Origin of the sequence: Desulfatiglans sp. (genome assembly GCA_012513605.1) — a bacterium.
Taxonomy (GTDB): domain Bacteria; phylum Desulfobacterota; class DSM-4660; order Desulfatiglandales; family HGW-15; genus JAAZBV01.
Genome location: JAAZBV010000009.1, coordinates 1 through 17,429, shown reverse-complemented (window position 1 = coordinate 17,429; position 17,429 = coordinate 1). Strand labels below are relative to the sequence as shown.

Annotated in this window: 16 protein-coding genes; 6 read left to right on the top strand and 10 right to left on the bottom strand. The window is 39.3% G+C overall.

The features are described from left to right. The first annotated feature begins 8 nt into the window (after positions 1–8). The 6 genes from GX654_00875 to GX654_00850 all read left to right on the top strand — a co-directional run bounded on the left by GX654_00875 (position 9) and on the right by GX654_00850 (position 4,886). Positions 9–854: a protein-glutamate O-methyltransferase CheR gene (locus GX654_00875; protein NLD35403.1), complete on the top strand. Its 846-nt coding sequence runs from the start codon at positions 9–11 to the stop codon at positions 852–854. Positions 855–883: 29 nt separating this feature from the next. Continuing rightward, positions 884–1,777, top strand: coding sequence for a M23 family metallopeptidase (locus GX654_00870; GenBank protein NLD35402.1), 894 nt, complete (start codon positions 884–886; stop codon positions 1,775–1,777). After that, entirely contained in the window at positions 1,774–2,445 is a 672-nt protein-coding gene (locus tag GX654_00865) for a hypothetical protein (protein ID NLD35401.1), read from the top strand. Before GX654_00870 ends, GX654_00865 begins: the two co-directional genes overlap by 4 nt. A gap of 146 nt (positions 2,446–2,591) precedes the next feature. Beyond that, positions 2,592–3,683, top strand: coding sequence for a protein phosphatase CheZ (locus GX654_00860; GenBank protein NLD35400.1), 1,092 nt, complete (start codon positions 2,592–2,594; stop codon positions 3,681–3,683). 72 nt (positions 3,684–3,755) lie between these two features. Beyond that, positions 3,756–4,133, top strand: a complete 378-nt coding sequence (locus GX654_00855; GenBank protein NLD35399.1) for a response regulator — start codon at positions 3,756–3,758, stop codon at positions 4,131–4,133. 285 nt (positions 4,134–4,418) lie between these two features. After that, entirely contained in the window at positions 4,419–4,886 is a 468-nt protein-coding gene (locus GX654_00850; GenBank protein NLD35398.1) for a hypothetical protein, read from the top strand. Here the strand turns inward: GX654_00850 and GX654_00845 are convergent, their stop codons facing one another. The 10 genes from GX654_00845 to GX654_00800 all read right to left on the bottom strand — a co-directional run. Further along, complete coding sequence (locus tag GX654_00845) at positions 4,887–5,603, bottom strand: hypothetical protein (protein ID NLD35397.1); 717 nt, start codon at positions 5,601–5,603, stop codon at positions 4,887–4,889. Between the two features lie 2 nt (positions 5,604–5,605). Then, entirely contained in the window at positions 5,606–6,169 is a 564-nt protein-coding gene (locus GX654_00840; protein NLD35396.1) for a hypothetical protein, read from the bottom strand. A gap of 134 nt (positions 6,170–6,303) precedes the next feature. Further along, positions 6,304–7,881 carry a response regulator gene (locus GX654_00835; GenBank protein ID NLD35395.1) on the bottom strand — a complete coding sequence of 526 codons (1,578 nt, stop codon included), beginning with the start codon at positions 7,879–7,881 and terminating at the stop codon, positions 6,304–6,306. Further along, entirely contained in the window at positions 7,845–8,504 is a 660-nt protein-coding gene (locus tag GX654_00830; protein ID NLD35394.1) for a response regulator, read from the bottom strand. The genes GX654_00835 and GX654_00830 overlap by 37 nt, the downstream gene beginning before the upstream one ends. A 42-nt stretch (positions 8,505–8,546) precedes the next feature. Then, positions 8,547–8,927, bottom strand: a complete 381-nt coding sequence (locus GX654_00825) for a flagellar protein FlaG (protein ID NLD35393.1) — start codon at positions 8,925–8,927, stop codon at positions 8,547–8,549. A gap of 452 nt (positions 8,928–9,379) precedes the next feature. Further along, on the bottom strand, positions 9,380–9,763 hold the full coding sequence (locus GX654_00820) for a flagellar protein FlaG (GenBank protein ID NLD35392.1): 384 nt from the start codon (positions 9,761–9,763) through the stop codon (positions 9,380–9,382). A gap of 72 nt (positions 9,764–9,835) precedes the next feature. After that, positions 9,836–10,279, bottom strand: coding sequence for a flagellar export chaperone FliS (gene fliS, locus GX654_00815; protein NLD35391.1), 444 nt, complete (start codon positions 10,277–10,279; stop codon positions 9,836–9,838). Between the two features lie 77 nt (positions 10,280–10,356). After that, positions 10,357–13,416 (bottom strand): flagellar filament capping protein FliD, encoded by a 3,060-nt coding sequence (fliD, locus tag GX654_00810; protein ID NLD35390.1) that lies wholly within the window; start codon positions 13,414–13,416, stop codon positions 10,357–10,359. Positions 13,417–13,907: 491 nt separating this feature from the next. After that, positions 13,908–15,014, bottom strand: a complete 1,107-nt coding sequence (locus GX654_00805) for a flagellin (protein NLD35389.1) — start codon at positions 15,012–15,014, stop codon at positions 13,908–13,910. A gap of 271 nt (positions 15,015–15,285) precedes the next feature. Next, positions 15,286–17,429: tetratricopeptide repeat protein (locus tag GX654_00800; protein NLD35388.1), on the bottom strand; the 2,144-nt coding region annotated here is incomplete at its 5' end.

Below are 17,429 nucleotides of genomic sequence, written 5' to 3'. Positions count from 1 at the left end.
TATTATTTATGATCAAGATTACTCCAAATGAGATAAAGGTCCTTTCAAAATATATCTATGATATTTCCGGGATTTTCCTGGATGAGAAAAAGGCATATCTTCTTGAGACCAGATTAAAAATGATCATGGATACAGAGGGCTTTACCTCATATCAGATGCTTTACCAGAGGGCAATTTCTGAAAAAAGCGGCCAGATGGAAAGAAAGATAATAAATGCAGTAAGCACAAATGAGACCCTCTTTTTCAGAGACAAGTCCCCTTTTGAGATGTTCAAGTATAAAGTCATGCCTGACCTTATAGATAAACGCACTGCTCAGGCCTCAGGTGTAATGCCTATTAATATCCGCATATGGAGCGCTGCATGTTCTACAGGCCAGGAGATTTACAGCCTTGCCATTATTTTAAGAGAGCTGATCCCTGACCAGAAGAAATACAGGGTCAAGCTTTTAGGTACTGATATATCGGATGATGCTGTGGCACAGGCAAGCTATGGCAAATATAACAGATTTGAGATAGAGCGGGGGCTTGAAAAGGATCTTCTGCAAAGATATTTTGTTTCAAATGGAAACGCCTGGAAGATCAGAGACGATATAAGGGCAATGGCTGTTTTTCAGAAACGAAATTTAATGGAACCATTCACTGGAATAGGGCAGTTTGACATAGTCTTCTGCCGTAATGTTGCCATATATTTCAGTATTGAAGACAGAAAGAGGCTCTTTGAAAAGATTGCAGGTGTCATGGCCCCTGACGGATATCTTATCATAGGTTCTACCGAATCTCTGACAGGGATATGCCCTCAGTTTGAACCTCAGAGACATTTAAGATCTGTTTTTTACACATTAAAAAGTAAATAGGAGGAATCAGAATTGAAGGAGGATCAATTATGAGAAACAGTAAATCATACATAATTTGGATGCCTCAAAATGGTTCCGGTAAAACACACCAGGTGATTATCAATCCATGGTATCTTATTGCGCTGGCAATTGCCCTTGCGCTCTGTATTGTTTCCATGCCATTTTTAGAGCATCGTATTTTTACACTGAACAAAAAGATTGCCTTTCTTGAGGGCAGCAGCACCGGTATGAAAACCGAGATAGCTGAACTCAGGTACCTTAAGGATAATCTTAAGCATATCGAAAAAAAGGATCGTCAGCTTAGTGAATATTTCGGAATAAGCACCAATTTAACTGATTTGGAAGGGCTTCCTGGCCAGGGAGGCGTATCCGATGATTCAGGATACATGGCTCTGAATAGTCTATTATCTCTACCCTATGATAATAACCTCTCCTCTCATCTAACCAATCTTGATGAAAGATTTAAAAAATATTCGGAATTGATCAATACCCGGGAGCAGATCCTTGAGGTTACCCCCAGTATACTTCCGGTTGAAAAAAAAGGCATATCGGTCTCATCAGGTTTTGGATGGCGTGAAAATCCCTTTACAAAAAGAAAGGAATTCCATGCTGCAATCGATATATCAGGGGACATAGGGACAAAGATTTATGCCCCTGCCAGAGGCCTTGTTTTGAAAACCGGCCATGATAAAAGGATTGGCAAGTTTATTGTAATCAGGCATACAGAAAAAATAACGACCATATATGGCCACCTTGATGTTGTATATGCGGAGACAGGAAAAGAGGTTAAGCGCGGGGAGAGGATTGGCCTTATGGGAAACAGCGGGCTGTCAACAGGCAGTCATCTGCACTATATGGTTATAAAGGAGGGCAGGGCAGTTAATCCCCTTGAGTATATCCTTGATATGGGTGATGGACTATGAATCTTAATTCTCCTTCGTTCAGGAAAAATATCATACCCGCATCTATCCTTATCTTACTCCTGACACTCCTGTCAGCGCATCCTTCCAGCGCTGCATTCCAACTGGATGAAGATACTGTATTCTGCTGTTATTTTTTTATAAGCGGTGACAGCCCTTCAGATCAGGATATTGAGGAGTTGTCTTATAACAGCGGCAGGCCATCCTATACCTCCTATAAGCCTTCCGAGATATTTTCAAAAAAAAGCCTGATCTCTGAAAAAAAAAGGATAAAAGAGAGGATAACCGCCATCTCTAATGATCCTGATGTTATCTGGAATGTAAGGCTTGATTCTGTTGACGCAGCCGCTATTGGACGATTTACAAGCGTTTCTAATATCAATGCCGCTATCCCAAGACCCACCCCTTATATAGGCGCTAAGATCTCTGAAAATGGTCTGAAATACATAAAAAATAACTTAAAGGCCCTTACTGATGCTGCGCCATCAATGGGGCAGGGTAAAGGGGCTGAAATATTAATCACCCTGCGCCCGGTTCATGCGATTCATGAGTTTGAAAAGAGAAATATAGTTGAACAGGAAGTAACCCTGCCTATCAGAAATGTCATTTTTCAGCCAATAAAAGTCCAGATACTTGACGGAAACAGTTTGAATAATCAGTCGGATAAATAGAATGGAACAATATAATGGTAACCCGGTTATAAGCCATTGAATTAATTGGATATAAAAAAAGGCATGTGGCTGCCTTTTTGGTATGTATCTTGCTTTGTAATGATGCAGATATTTTTTGAATTGATTATCGGGCGGAGGGTATTCTAATGGGAAATGTGTTAATGGGTGACCTTGATGGTTCGACAGAAAGACTTGCTTTTGATACACATGAGATTGAACAGATAATAACAAGGTATAAGGCCAGGGTTGTCTCAGGAACAGATGACAATGACTATATGGAATTTGATGGGCGAATTTTTCCGGTAAAGGGGATAAAGAATAGAGAGGAGTTAAAACCCTACTTTATTGTCCTGAAATCAGGCATGGCATTTAATGCAAGCGACTATCAGATACTCTTTAATACAGAAGAGCTTCCAAACAGCCTTATTTCCGGTATTGACCCATCAGGTAGAAAATATCTGTGCAGGCGATATATGAACGGAAGCAGGATAATGGAAACAACCGTTGAGAGTATTACCTCTTCCGGGAGTGCCCAGAGTCTGACCTCTGATGAGACTGAAAAACTCAAGGATGTTATAAATAAACTGAAAAAGGGCGAGTTTTTTGAGTTACTTACCATGGAGTTTTCAGATAAGATAAAGGGGATTGCCAAGGAGCTGATTGATTTCAGAAAAGATATCCAGACAAGGATAGAACCTGATATAGTAGAGATAGCATCAAAGGATATACCTGAGGCAAGTAACCAGCTTGAAGGGATAAATGAGACCCTTGAAGAAAGCACCATGAAGATAATGGATATCAATGAGGCACAGATGGAGGCTGCCAATACCCAATACAGGCTTCTTGAGCAGATTTTAACAAAAAATAGTGATGGAGATGGAAATATCTGCATGGGGCTGAGCCTTGAGGAGGCCATAGAGACGATTCAAGACCAGGTATCTTTCCTGAAAGAGATGGAAAATCGGTCGCTTACCATGATGGAGCCATTGAGTTTCCAGGATCTTGTGGGTCAGCGCATCCAGCGTATTATCAGGCTTGTCAGGTCAATGGAGATAAAAATTGAGGAATTGATTGTATCTTTTGGAATAAAATTAAAGAAATACAAGGAAGACCCCGAAATAACATATGAGGAATTGAATAAGGATGTAGATGAATTCATGTATGAACTTAAAGGTCCGCAAAGGTCGGGGGAGGGGCTTGATCAAAAGGCCATTGATGATCTCCTGAATAATATGTAAGATAAATAAACACAATAAAGCTGACTTTACGGCTTTTTTACAATATAATATGCGAAAAATGGAGGAAACAATATGGGATTTGATACTTCGATCAAGGTATTAGTGGTTGATGACTTCGCAACAATGAGACGAATTGTTAAAGGTGTGCTCAAGCAACTCGGTTTTAACGATATAATCGAGGCTGAAGATGGCAATATGGCGCTAAAGGAGCTACAGAAAGAAAAGATCGGCCTGATCGTTTCTGACTGGAATATGCCCAATATGACAGGGCTTGACCTCTTAAAGGCGGTAAGGGCAGATGAAAAACTCAAAAGTACCCCTTTCCTTATGGTGACTGCTGAGGGGCAGAAGGAAAATGTTGTGCAGGCTGTTCAGGCTGGCGTAAGCAATTACATAGTAAAACCCTTTACCCCTGAAACCTTCAGCGCAAAACTGGAAAAGATATTCTAAGAGGGGAAATTATTATCCTCAGGATGGGAAGAATATTCCTTTTCCAGGGAAAAAGAGATGATGTTCAGTCTATTTAATATTATAGATAAAATGATTGAAAATATTTATAACATACTGAATACAAAGAGTAAATCGCTGACCTTTAAGTGCAGTGCATTATCGGTTTATGATTATCCGGTCTATGGCAAGCTTATTGCAAATGAAAAATGTAATTCATATAAAAAGAGATTATACTACTGGGTATGATTTCTATTTGGTTGTCTAAACCGGAAAAGGAGTTGGAAAATGAGAATCGATGAAGGCCAGAGAATACTTATTGAACAGCAGGGCAAGATAAACAAGAGCCAGAATAGTGAAACTGGCAGTTTCCAGCAGATTATGGAGCAGTTGACCTCCCGTCCTGAAACAGGAAGGGTATTACCCTTAAATATCAATCCGGTTCAGATAATAAACGGGCCAGCTGGCATGATACCCCTGAACGGGCAATCAGATTCAAATGAAAAGACAATGCTGCTGGATTCCCTTAAGGATACACTTGATCTTATTGATTTTTATGCAGGAAAGCTGGCAGATACATCCTTACCGGCTGAAGATCTCACATCCCTTGTTGATCAGCTTGATGAGAAACTTTCTGATATTAAAGGCATCTCATCTATGGAAGGCATACCTGACAAGCTAAAACCTGTAATCTCTGATATTGCGGTTACAATGGGTACAGAGATAGAGCGTTTTCGCAGGGGTGATTACCTTTAGCTATAGAGGAAAACAGATATTAATATCGGCTGATTGACCTTTTCCGGTTTTGATGATTACTCCATCAGAGTGAAATACCTTTAATATCAGCATAATATCTGTTTCATTTTCAGGGGCAGTGAGCCTGTCAGATGAAAAATCTGTTTTCTGGATTATCTTACTCACCCTGCCAACAAGATCATTCAGTTCTGTAACTATTGTAATCTCATAAAAACCATTATTTTCTAATGCCCTGATATGGAGGGTTTTTCCCTTGACCCTCTCTATCTCTTCTATCACACTTTGAAGAAGCCAGCCAAATGCTAAAACTGAATCGTGAGGTAAGCTTTTAATAACAGGAGGCTCTTCTGACAGGTCAAGGGTTGTCTCCACATTATGCTTGTAATAGAGATTTGTATTTAAAAAAAACAGCTCCTGCTCAAGATATTCATTGAAGTTTAGAAAATTTTTATCCTCATGCGTGATCCTGCTGGATGATGTTTTTATCATTGCATTCAGACGCTCCAGCTCTTCTTCAATACGCCTGAGCCTTGGAATAATACTGCTTTCTTTGCCACCGTGAGCCTCTGCCTCTTTTTTAAGCATATACTGAGTCATCTCAAGGTCAAGGCCGATATTCTGTAAAGGGCCGTTAATATTGTGTATCAGACCGCCTGTTACCTTTCCAAGTGAGGCAAGTTTATACAGCTCAATCAGGTTCTTGAAAGAGAGTTCCATGGTTATTTCTCCTCCGGGGATTTTCGGTTTCTTATATCTACTCTCTGTTTCTGAAAGACCATTTTTATAATTGAATCATGGGCATCATCATTTATGCAGACTATCCTGGTCGCATATATGATTTTATCCCTCTTTTTTGCTGCCCTCAGTATCTCTGTTATCAATTCAATATTGTACTGGATAGCAGCAGGCATAACCATTTCCATTTTTAAGAGGGCGCCCTCTTCAAATTCCTCTTCTGATACAAATTTCAATCCTGAGGCGCTTATCTCAATTATATTGTCTTGTCCTTCTGACTCGCATGGCGGCCTGGATAACATCTGCTCGATAATATAGTCAAGCTTGTTATTCAGGAGTTTTAGGGCCTGAAAAAGTTGTTCATCTTTTGAACCCTTTGTGGTTTCCTCAAGAAATGCGTCAATCGGACTGGGGATGCTGCTCTGTTTAAACAGGGTGTTGCCCATGCCATTTTTCACCCTCTCTATCTCATCCTTTGAGAGTAATTTCCATTTAACCGGGACTGTTATCTCAACCCTGAAATGATCGCGTTTGTTTATTTCCGCCATTCGACCTGGCTCCTGATATTGTTTAAATTGAATAGATATAAATTTTTTGAAGTATATTATATTTTTTAAATGAATGAAAAGTAAAAACAGTTATGGTTTGAAAAGTAATAAGTGAAAAATGGTCTACGAGACCCTTAGACCGCCATACTGATTTTCTCCTGCGCAGGATATTCTCTAAATATACTGATTGATGCATCCACAACATCCGGGTCAAACTGTGTGCCTTTGTTCTGTATAAGCTCTTCAATACATTTATCAATTGGAATCGCCTTTCTGTATGCCCTGTCTGAACTCATTGCATCAAAACTGTCAGCAACAATAAGAATTCTTGATAAAACGGGTATCTCTGTAGCTTTAAGGCCATCAGGATAACCTTTGCCATCCCATCTTTCATGGTGGTTTCTAATAATGGCAAGCTCCTCTTTATCCAGCATTAGGGGTGAAACAATGTTTACCCCAATTAAGGGATGTGTTTTTATCTTGTCATATTCCATTCCTGTGAGTCTTGTCTTCTTGTTCAGGATGCTGTCATCTATGCCAATCTTTCCTATATCATGAAGAGGGCCGCATGTCCTTAGTCTGTGCAGATCATCATCAGAGCAGCCCATTACCTTTGCTATCTCAACAGCATATTTTGTTACACGCGAAGAGTGCTGACGTGTATATATATCTTTCGCCTCAATAGCCCCCACAAGTGACATCATTGATGCCATAAGGTTTTGCATAAGGTTGTCATACAGTGCCATATTTTCTATGTTCAGGGCTGTTCTTTCAGCCATAAACCTGAGTATGAACTGATCATCAGAATCAAACCCGGTTTTACCCTCCTTTTCACCAAGCAAAAGAAGACCGAAGGGTTCATTTCTGATATTGAAAGGGATGGATATATAATTGCTGTCCGGTATTCCGCTGCTATTATACATATCAGGGGTTAATCCAAAGCATTTTTCAAAGAGGCGCCTCGTGATGCTTTCCTCAAATTTTTCAATGCCTGTTGAGATGCGTTTGCCAGGGCCGCCATTATTAAGCCCCTTTTGTGAGAGCATGATATAACTGCTTGCCCTGTCATTGTCCCGGATAAGAAAACATGCCTTTTTTGCCTGACATATCTCTATACTTTTATTGATGATAAACCTGTAAAGCTCTTCTGTTCTGTTGATCCTAGAAAGTGAATCAACAATGTCATACATGAGTGTCTGGGACCTGATTCTTTTCTGGAGTTCAATATTGAGCTTTTCCACCTCCTGTTTCTGTTCCAGCTCCTGATTAAGCCTCCAGTTGTTTTCCATAAGGATTTTTAAACGATTGATCCTTTCCAGGATGATCTTGATATCCTGAAGACGAAATGGTTTTACCAGAAAGTCTGATGCCCCGCTGCGCATTGCATCAATCACAGTCTCCATTGTTGGGTAACCGGTCATGATTATCACATTTGTCAACTGATGGTTTTCATGTATGAGCTTGAGTGTTTCAAGGCCGCCAATGCCCGGCATCATAAGGTCCATGAATATATAGTCAAATGAACCGCGGTCGATCTCCTCCAGGGCCTTTTCACCCCTGTCCAGGATGGTGATGTTTTTGAAATTGAGATGTTCAAAGAACATGCCCAGTGTCTCACCGACCATTGGATCATCATCAACAATCATTACACGCATGGTGTTGAAATCCTGTTCAGTTACTGTCCCATGCTGTTGAATAGCTTCGACTTGCACAGCTCAAATTCCTTTCCTGTCAATAACCCTCTTTCTTTAAGGTCTGAAATCCGTTCAAGATTGTCCAGTATTGAGGTCTTCCCATTAGACACTGTACTTGAATAGTAAAAGGGCAGCATGCTGCCCGCAATTACCGGTCTGTCATCCTCAATATTCTCTTCGGATTTGTCACTGTTTATCTCAAGCAGTTTTTTCATCATATTTAACTGCTCATAGGCATTTTTCAGATCATCTATCAGTTTTTTATTTTCACGTATAAGCCTTATCTTTTCACGGGCATTATTTACAATGATCTTTATCTCTTCCAGCTTAAAAGGCTTGGTAATATAGTCATAGGCGCCTTCTCTTATTGCCTGGACAGCGGTTTCAAGTGAGGCAAACCCTGTTATAAGCACAACAAGAGAGTCAGGATCGATCTTCCTGGTTTCTGTCAGTACCTCCAGCCCGTTGGCGCCCGGCATCATAAGGTCAGTAATTATAAGATCAAACTTCTCATTTCTGCATAAATCAATTGCCTTTTTGCCATCATTACAAACAGTTACGTCGTTTTCCTGGTCAAAAACAGTTTTCAGGGCAGATAGTAATGTTCTGTCATCATCTACAATTAACAGTCTCAGTTTCATACTTTTTTCTCTTATGCAGAATTAATTAAGTGTTTCTCTTTTCTATACCTTTTCATCAAACAGGATGCCTGTCATCTCTTCAATCCTGGCTGCAAGATCAAGCAGTTCATCAGGGGGAATTTCTCTAATAACCTTTCCATTTTCTCTTGAGATAACTTTGACAATTATTTTACCGGTATTCTCGTCTACCTTAATTTTCAGATCCCTCTGTATAGATTGGACATAACTGTCCATTGTCTCTGCAATACGGCTGATCTTATCACTCAGAGAGTCTATATACAGCTTGATATCCTGCGGTTCCTTTTTGCTGTTATTCTCAGCGCTTAAGGCCCTGTTTTTTATATTTGCAGAGGAGGAGACAGGGGTGATTGTATCAATCTGTCTTTTTGACAACGCTCTGGTTATGTTTTGCACAGCTTCCATTCAGAGTCCTTCCTGCTTTACAAAATAGGCGTATAAAATCCATGTATACCCACTCTGTATTTTTTATCGGCATTAATCCCTTAAGGCTTTAATGATAATATTATTTTTTAAAGGGTAGTTGTAGAGCCGTTTTCCCGCAATGGTACAAAGGCCAGCACTACCCCCTTTTCCACGGAATTTTCCTGATGCAGACATGATATCAATATCAAAATCCGAGCCTGATATATGAAAGCCTTTTATTGTATCTCCGATGTCATTTTCTATTACATTTATTATCCTTCACAAGAAAGTTGCTATTTTTCGATTCATCCATAGATGCACCCCTTATACATGATTTCTATACATCCATTTCATGTGAGTATCTGGCCTGTTAAAAAACAAAACAGGAATATCTATATAAAATAAAGAAATTCCTGTTTATTCAGCCTGTTATATTATCAGGCAAATTCCGGTTACACCTTTTGGTCAAAGAGCACACCTGATATCTCTTCCATCCTTGCTGCAAGTTCAAGCATCTCCTGTGAAGGTATCTCCCTTATCACCTTTCCGGTTTCTTCAGAAATGACTTTGACTGAAATATCGCCTGTATTGCTGTTAACCTGAATCTTGATGTCCTTTTGTATTGACCGCACATAACTCTCCATCAGTTCGGTAATACGGGCAATTTTCTCATCAGCGGCTTCTTTTACTTCTTTAGATCGCTTTTCTGTATTTACTTCATGGAAAGTGATCTCTCTGGCACCTGAATTGACTGGCTCAGAGGTTGTTATATGAGACGGTGCAGACAATCCCTGATCAATTGAATGATCAACAGGTTTTATTGCTGAAAATGCCATTTTATTTACCTCCATGTACTATCCCACGACATACCTGTCATGGATTCCAGCCTTTACATCCTTGTAGCAACATTATGCTGCTACCTGATGTGAAAGCCTTCTTATTTCCATACCCGCGTTGTTACTTAACACAACAGGCTCTTCTTTTGGGGTTGAAATACCTTCCCATGACCCTTTAAGTTCTGTTAGGATATTCGCACACTCATCAAAAATATCATATGCCTTTTGTATGTCAGCAAGTATGAGCCTTTTAGTTACATATGAATATAATGAATCCAGGCTTTTTGCTATTTCGCCGCCCTTTTCAAAATTCAGGCTTGACTGTAATTGAGTTATAATATCCAGGGCATTCTGAAGCTTTGCTACCTTTTTTAATATTTCGCCATCTCTTAAATGACCTTTTGCCTGATTAATGCATAAGATAGCCTTGTCATAACACATTATTACCAGTTCAAGTTTTCCTGCTGTCTCTACAGATGACCTTTTATACTGCCTGAACGCCTTTCCGTAATCCATTTGCCCCCTCCCATTAGCTCTAATTCTATTAAAGGTGATTAAATAATTTTTATATAATTTCTATTTTACTATTATTATTACCAGGCCCAGCCACTTGAAGCAGCGCTCAATTGACCCGAAAGCCATGAACTCATATTTTGAATTTTGGACAGGGCCGATTCCATCATTACAAAACGATTAATCATTGCCTCCATCTTATGATCCAGACGAGCCTGCATAGTATCCATAGTGTCATCAATGTTTTTAATCCTGTCTGAAAGGGAACTTTGTTTAAAACCCACATACCCTTGATATGTATCAGTTATGGAAAAAAGCGTCCTGTCAAACAATTCTGCTATTCCAAGTGTAAGTTTGATTTTCCCGATTTCACCTGTTGAAGCTCCTGTATACTTAATCGCAAGCCCTGATATATTCTCTTCGCCTTTATCGCCGGTAAGTTTCTGGCCCGACCCGGTTGCTGAACGCCCATTAATTGTACCAGCAACATCAAGCCCATTATTAACAGTAACAGGTGTTGCCATGCTCCCTGTCCAGAGCCCTGCATCTGTAGTTTCCTCTATGGTAAAACTGGAATTTGAGCCGTAATTGTCACTGGTTAATTTTAAATGATTTGTTCCATCATTAGACGCAGTTATACTCATGGCATACCTGCCTTCATGTCCTCCGCTGTTAGAAGTGAGGACTGCCCCAAAGATATCAACCTGATTTGTTGTCTGTGAATAATCCAGTGCAAAAGATAAACTGCTTGTACCCTCAGAACCATCAATTATTTTCAGACGCCCATTCCCATCTATTGTTACAGATACATTACCAAGCATAGACTCTATTTCAGATAAAAGTCCCTGAATGGTATCTGTGGTAGTTTCATCGATCGTATATGAGCCTGATACCTCACTACCATTTCGAGTTGTCCCTGAAAAATTGATAATATCTCCATTGACCATGTTAGCGCCATCAATGGAACTCCATGTGGTGGAAAAGGTCACAGGAGATGCGCTTGCTGTAACAGATGTGTTGCCGACTAATGTTTCAGTATAGACAGTGTCAAATTCAGTGTTTGCTGCATTTACTATGTCAGGCAGGGTCATACCGGCAGTAAGAGAGATGACTGCTGTCTTGTCACCATCCTTTACTGTCAGGATTTCATCAGAACCAAGAGCTCCTATTATTGCACTATTACTAATGGAGCTATTTTTCGTTGCAGCCTGTGTTATATTTATGACATATTCTCCTGCCTGGGTATCCTTTGAGCTTGATACAAATTCCATGGTACCTGCATTAGAAGTGCCTGTAGCAGTGAATAACTGCTGTATATCGTAGAAATTTGTCTTTAAGAAATCGTTAAGCTTTGCACTGTCCAGGCTGAGCTGACCTTCATTGTTCAGGTTAATGCCTACAAGACCGAGTATTGAAAACTGGGAAGATACCCCCCATATCGGATTTATCAGGAGTGAAGAGAGGTCTGATTTAACAGATGAAAGGGTGCCGTCACCAAAGAGGACACCGCCTGTTTTCTCTTTTTCTGTATCATATGATTGTTGTTTAGCAATGTATGATGAAACTGAATTATATGAATCAACGAATGTTTTGATTTTATCTACTATACCGCTAATATCCCTGTCAATATTAAGTGTAATGGTTGTTAATTCATCAGATGCCTTAAGGTTTAATGTCACACCGTTAAGGACATTATTTATTGTATTATCACTGCTTTTTACATCAACTCCATCTATACTTATAAGCGCATCCTCTCCTGTAACTATCTCACGTTTTCTTACTGTGCTTAAAGCGCTGAACGCTCCTAATGAAAGGGCGCCATCAGAAATGGTTGAATTAAGGGATACTGCGAGTGAACTTGTCCCGGTTTCAAGGTCTTCAACCTCTATTTTACCATCAGATGTGATATATATATTTACATTATCGCCATTGCTTTCAAATGCATCCTTTACGCTGTCAAGCAGATCCTTTACAGTTGAGGAGGCGGTGATTGAAAAAGAGGTGTTTATTGTATTGCCACTGTGATCTGTCCCGCTTATTGATACGGAATCATCTGATGTCCAAGAATAATAGCCATCTATGCTACTTAATACGGTATCTGCTGTTATAGCATCTCCTGATGTGGTCATGGAGTTGGCCGATGTTGTGCCCTGTGAATCGCTTGCTCCCTTTTCAAGTACACCCATGGTTTCAAGGATATTGTTACTATCAGTAAAGTCCTGAGTCCCATTTATCTGGAGTACATATTTGGTAACTCCACTTTCTGTTTTTGTCACAATAGATGCAGAAATATTACTAAATTCATTAATCCTTGATTTAATATCCTCAAGGGAATCTACAGAAAGATCAATTGCAACTTCATGACCTCCGATTTGCACTGTGCCGGACTGTGTCGATGAAAGACCAAGAATGGATTTTATATCCTGAGTAGTGCTCGTGAAGGAATCAGACATTGCACCACCTGTAATACTGTTCTTTAATGACACACTGTTATCTTTCCAGCCAATACGCTCCAGGAGATTGTTACCTGATCCGTTTTGGAGGGATATTCCCGATTCACCTGTGATGTTGCTGGTAAGGATCAGGCGGTAATCATTTGATCCATAGGAGATAATGCTGGCTGTCACACCTGTAGGGTTTGTGCCTGAATTGGCATTGTTGATCCTGTTTCTCACATCATCAAGACCATCTGTCTCATTGATAGAGATTACCCTGCCATTTATAACAATATCGCCGGCATAGTCACTTCCAAGCGCATCTGAAAAAGAGTTAAAGGATGAAGATGAGAGTTTCTGGGCTACAGCCACATTTTTAACAAGAATAGAATAACTTCCTGCTGATGCATTTGATGTAGTGCTTATTGAAAGCAAATCTTCCGCATCAACAGTAGAACTGTCAGAGGTCATACTGGCGCTGAATACATTAAAATCATCCGGGTCTGAAAGATTTGAAGCAGCACTTTTAAGTGACAGGAGTGTGGTATTAAAAGAGCGCCACTCAGCAAGCTGACCCTCATACTTTGTTTTCTGGGCCTCCTGGTTTTGAATCGGTTTTGAATCCAGAGCGATTAACTGGTCAATCATAGAACGCCAGTCAAAACCGCTTGAAAGACCACTTATCAGATTGGTACTTATAGCCATAATAAAACCTCAGTACATTAATTAAATAGGAAATTACTTCCCATGATGCTCATTATATCGGAAAAAAATACCGAAAACTTAAAGAAAACTAATGTGATATTAAAGATTTGCAAGATATTTGCCAGAAAAAGAAAATAGTTCACCGCAAAGACGCAAAGTGCGCTAAGAAAATAAATTTATTACTAAAGGCTAATAATAGAATTATCAAACAGAGTATACATTATCTTAATGCTACCCGCCTGAAGGGGGTAAGTATTTACTGATTCTGACTTGACCGGTAAGGTTGTAATAATAACAACAAAGCGTATTTACCTTGTGGTTTCCTTAGAGAATCAAAAAAACTTTACGCTCTTTGCGCCTTTGCGGTTCAGGCATAAAAAACCCCGCTACCGGATTTCCGGAAGCGGGGTCAGTTTTAAGGTTTTACTTTAAGCCTTGAGCTTTTACTTTGAGCTTTGAGCCTTCAGCTTTCAGCTTTCAGCTTCTTACTCCTACCCAATCAGTGAAAGTATGTTCTGCGGAGCCATATTTGCCTGGGCAAGCATCGCAGTACCAGCCTGCATAAGTATCTGGCTCTTGGTAAATGATGTCATTTCCGCAGCCATATCAACGTCCCTGATCACAGATTCAGCAGCCTGGACGTTTTCAATCGTGGTTGCCAGGTTTGCAGCAGCATAACCAAGCCTGTTCTGGATAGCACCAATTCCGCCACGTGCATCGTTTAATGTGTCTATAGCTGAGTCAATTGATGTAAGGAAATTCTGTGCATTTTGTGCGTTGAGCATCTGATCTGCGCTGAGGCTTAACGTGCTTGTGCTTACAGATTTCAGTGTTATTCCAATACGGTCATCAACTGTATTCTTTGCACCTATCTGGAAGTTGGCTGCTGTTCCGGTATTGGCTATAATAGTTCCATCGGAAGCCGCACCAAAATTATCGTTAAGTGTAATTGTCAGACCAAAAGTTGCAAAATTCACATCTTTGGTTTCTCCTGTTCCTGGTGCTGTTACTGCATTGATGGTCTGAGACATCGATGTCCCATCAATTGTCGCGGAGACAGTAATATTTCCACCGGTGGCTGTGGCTACAGTATATGTCACCCCGGATTGAAGTCCTTCTGCCCCCTGAAAACCGTTTGTAGCTGTCAAAGTACCACCAGAGCTTGCAGTAACACCAAATGAGCCGTTAAGAAGCTTTGTTCCTGCATATTCTGTTGCATTAGCAATACGATTTATTTCATTCAGGAGTGCATTACCTTCATCGTTGATCTTGTCAAGATTTGATCCGGCATTAGCAGATGCTGCCTGTGTGGCAAGTTCTTTGAGCCTTACCAGCATGTTGCTGACCTGATCATAAGCGCCTTCTGCAACCTGTGCCAGTGCATTAGCTTCTGATACGTTTCTGCTAGCTACCTTATAAGATGCTATATCAGCCCTGAAGGCAGAAGAAATAGCAAGACCTGCTGCATCGTCAGCAGCCTTGTTGATCCTGTAACCAGATGAAAGCCTTTCCAGTGATTTTGACATCATGCCAGAAGTTTGTGTCAAATTCCTGTGTGCGTTCATTGCCTCGATGTTGTTCTGAATTCTTAATCCCATAGTATTAATCCTCCATGATTAATTAAAAAAAAGTTTTAAAATTCGGTTATAAAATAACCGGGGTAAATAATTGGCTTCCTTGCCTTTGGCTTTGTGGAATATTACAGTTTGTCTCACCTGCCTTTCATCCACTTACCCAGTGTTTGAAATCATTATCGGGATGAGATCAGATTAACTTTAATTTTTTTTTAAGGATTTATAAAAAAAATGCCATGGCTGACATATAAAGATATCAACTGTGGCATTTTGAAAAAAAAATTGATTTAAAATCTCAGGTAATGCGATTCATATATGAGTCCAACTCATTAATAATACTTTTTATTTTTAAATAATCTGTGACTATTAAATTAGGAGAGTTTCCTATCTCAATAAATAGATTTTTAAGATCAGCAAAACCACTAATCGTTCTTTTTGTTTTTATATCTAAATAATTTAATACCTTATCAAGATAATTAACATGTGATTCAATATCCCCTGATTTTAGTTTCAACTCACACATGATAAGCAAATTTGTTATATCATCCTTCTTAAGTATAAGCGCCTTTTCTAAAAAAACCTGTGAATCTTTAAAATTTCCAAGAGAATATGTGATCTCAGACAAAATGCTCCATGCTTCAGGTCTGTTGGGGTTCAACTCAGCCGCTTTCATATAACATTTAAATGCATTTTCAAGAAAACCTTTACTCATATAACTATTCCCGAGTTTCAGAAGATATGGATAAAAAGATAAATCAGGGACCTTAATAGATTCCAGCAGTGAGAATGCCTTACCATTCAATTCTTTATCAACATATAAAGCAAAAAGCCTGTTAAAAATAAAATATTCTTCAGTGCCTAATTCGATGACCTTTTCGAGCGCTTCGATTTCGTCATCTTTTAAACCGATTTTATTGTAGTATTTTGCCAACATGTACCAGGCTTTATATTCATTAGGTGCTTCTTCAACAGCCTGTTTTAAAAAACGACCGGCTATTTCCATGTCAAGAGATTTATCGAGATGAAATACCCCAATATTCCAAGAGGACTGCCATTTTTCTTTATCCGCTTCATAACTTTTTTGATAGTATTCATCCATTTTATTATAGTCTTTTCCAGCATGAAGGGCGTGTCCTATCAAGATATAAATTGCAGCAGCTTCACTAATTGTATTGTTTATCATCATCCTGGAATTTTCAGGATTATCATTAAGTCCTCTCCAGACCCGGATATAGCTTTCTCCATATTTGCAAACATCTTCCCATTCGGAATTTTCTCCTGCGATAATTGTGAGCATATAATAGGAATCAAGGTGGTCATGATATTTTTCCAAAGCATTTAAAGAAAACTCTTTTGCCCTATTAAAATCTCCCAATTTAAACAAAGACATGGAAGCGTTAAAATAAGTCCATCCGTATATGCTATTTGTATTTCCTAATCTGTCAGCAAGCTGAATAGCCAGCTCTGCTTCTTTCAATGCCTCTTCAAACATTCCCCTGGCGAGGTATGAACTACTTATATAGTGATGAGGAAGGGGATTATCAGGATCTTCTTCAATATCTTTTTTTAATAATACAGTCGTTCTCTCAAATTTTTCTTGGGCTTTATCTTCATCAACATCATATCCATAATGCCATAACTCAATACGGGAGTATCCCGGGTTTTTATATCCTACTATCCGGTTATGCACACGCCCTTCATAATGAATAATACCATTATTCCTGAAGAGTCGTTCAAAGTAGTGCATGGATTTTTTTGCGCCATTTGCATAACTGCAAAGTAATTTAACATTAATTACATCTTCGCTATATGTTTCCCGGACTGTTTTTCGGAGCAGTTCACCGCTACCTTCCATTAATTCTTCATCACCATCTATCTGAAATACCCAGTCACAGGTTGCATAGCTGAGAGCCTGATTTCTGGCCTTGCTGAAACTATTCTCCCAGGGATGAAAATATACCTTGTCTGTATATTTTTTGGCTATATCAACTGTGCTGTCTGTTGATCCTGTATCCACTATAATCAATTCGTCCACATATCCCTTTACACTTGCCAGACATTTGTCCAGATATTTTTCTTCATTTTTTACTATCATGCAGCAACTGATAGTATTGCCTGATGATTTAACGGGTTTTATTTTATTCAGCATGTCAGAGATTGTTGAATCATTAGGGTTAAGATTCAGGGCTTTCTCAAGATACTTTTTTGCCTTTTGGAGTTCTCCTTTAATATAAAAATAGATACCTATTGCCCTTAATACAGGAAATTGTTTTTTTGATTTTATAATTGCCTTGTCAAAAGCTTTATCAGCCTTTTTCCTATTTCCTGATTCAAAATAGGCTATACCTACTAAAACAAGAATATTCCAATCCATACTGACTGTAGATGAAACAAGTATCCCAAATTTATCAGGATCTTTTTTATATAAATTGCATAACT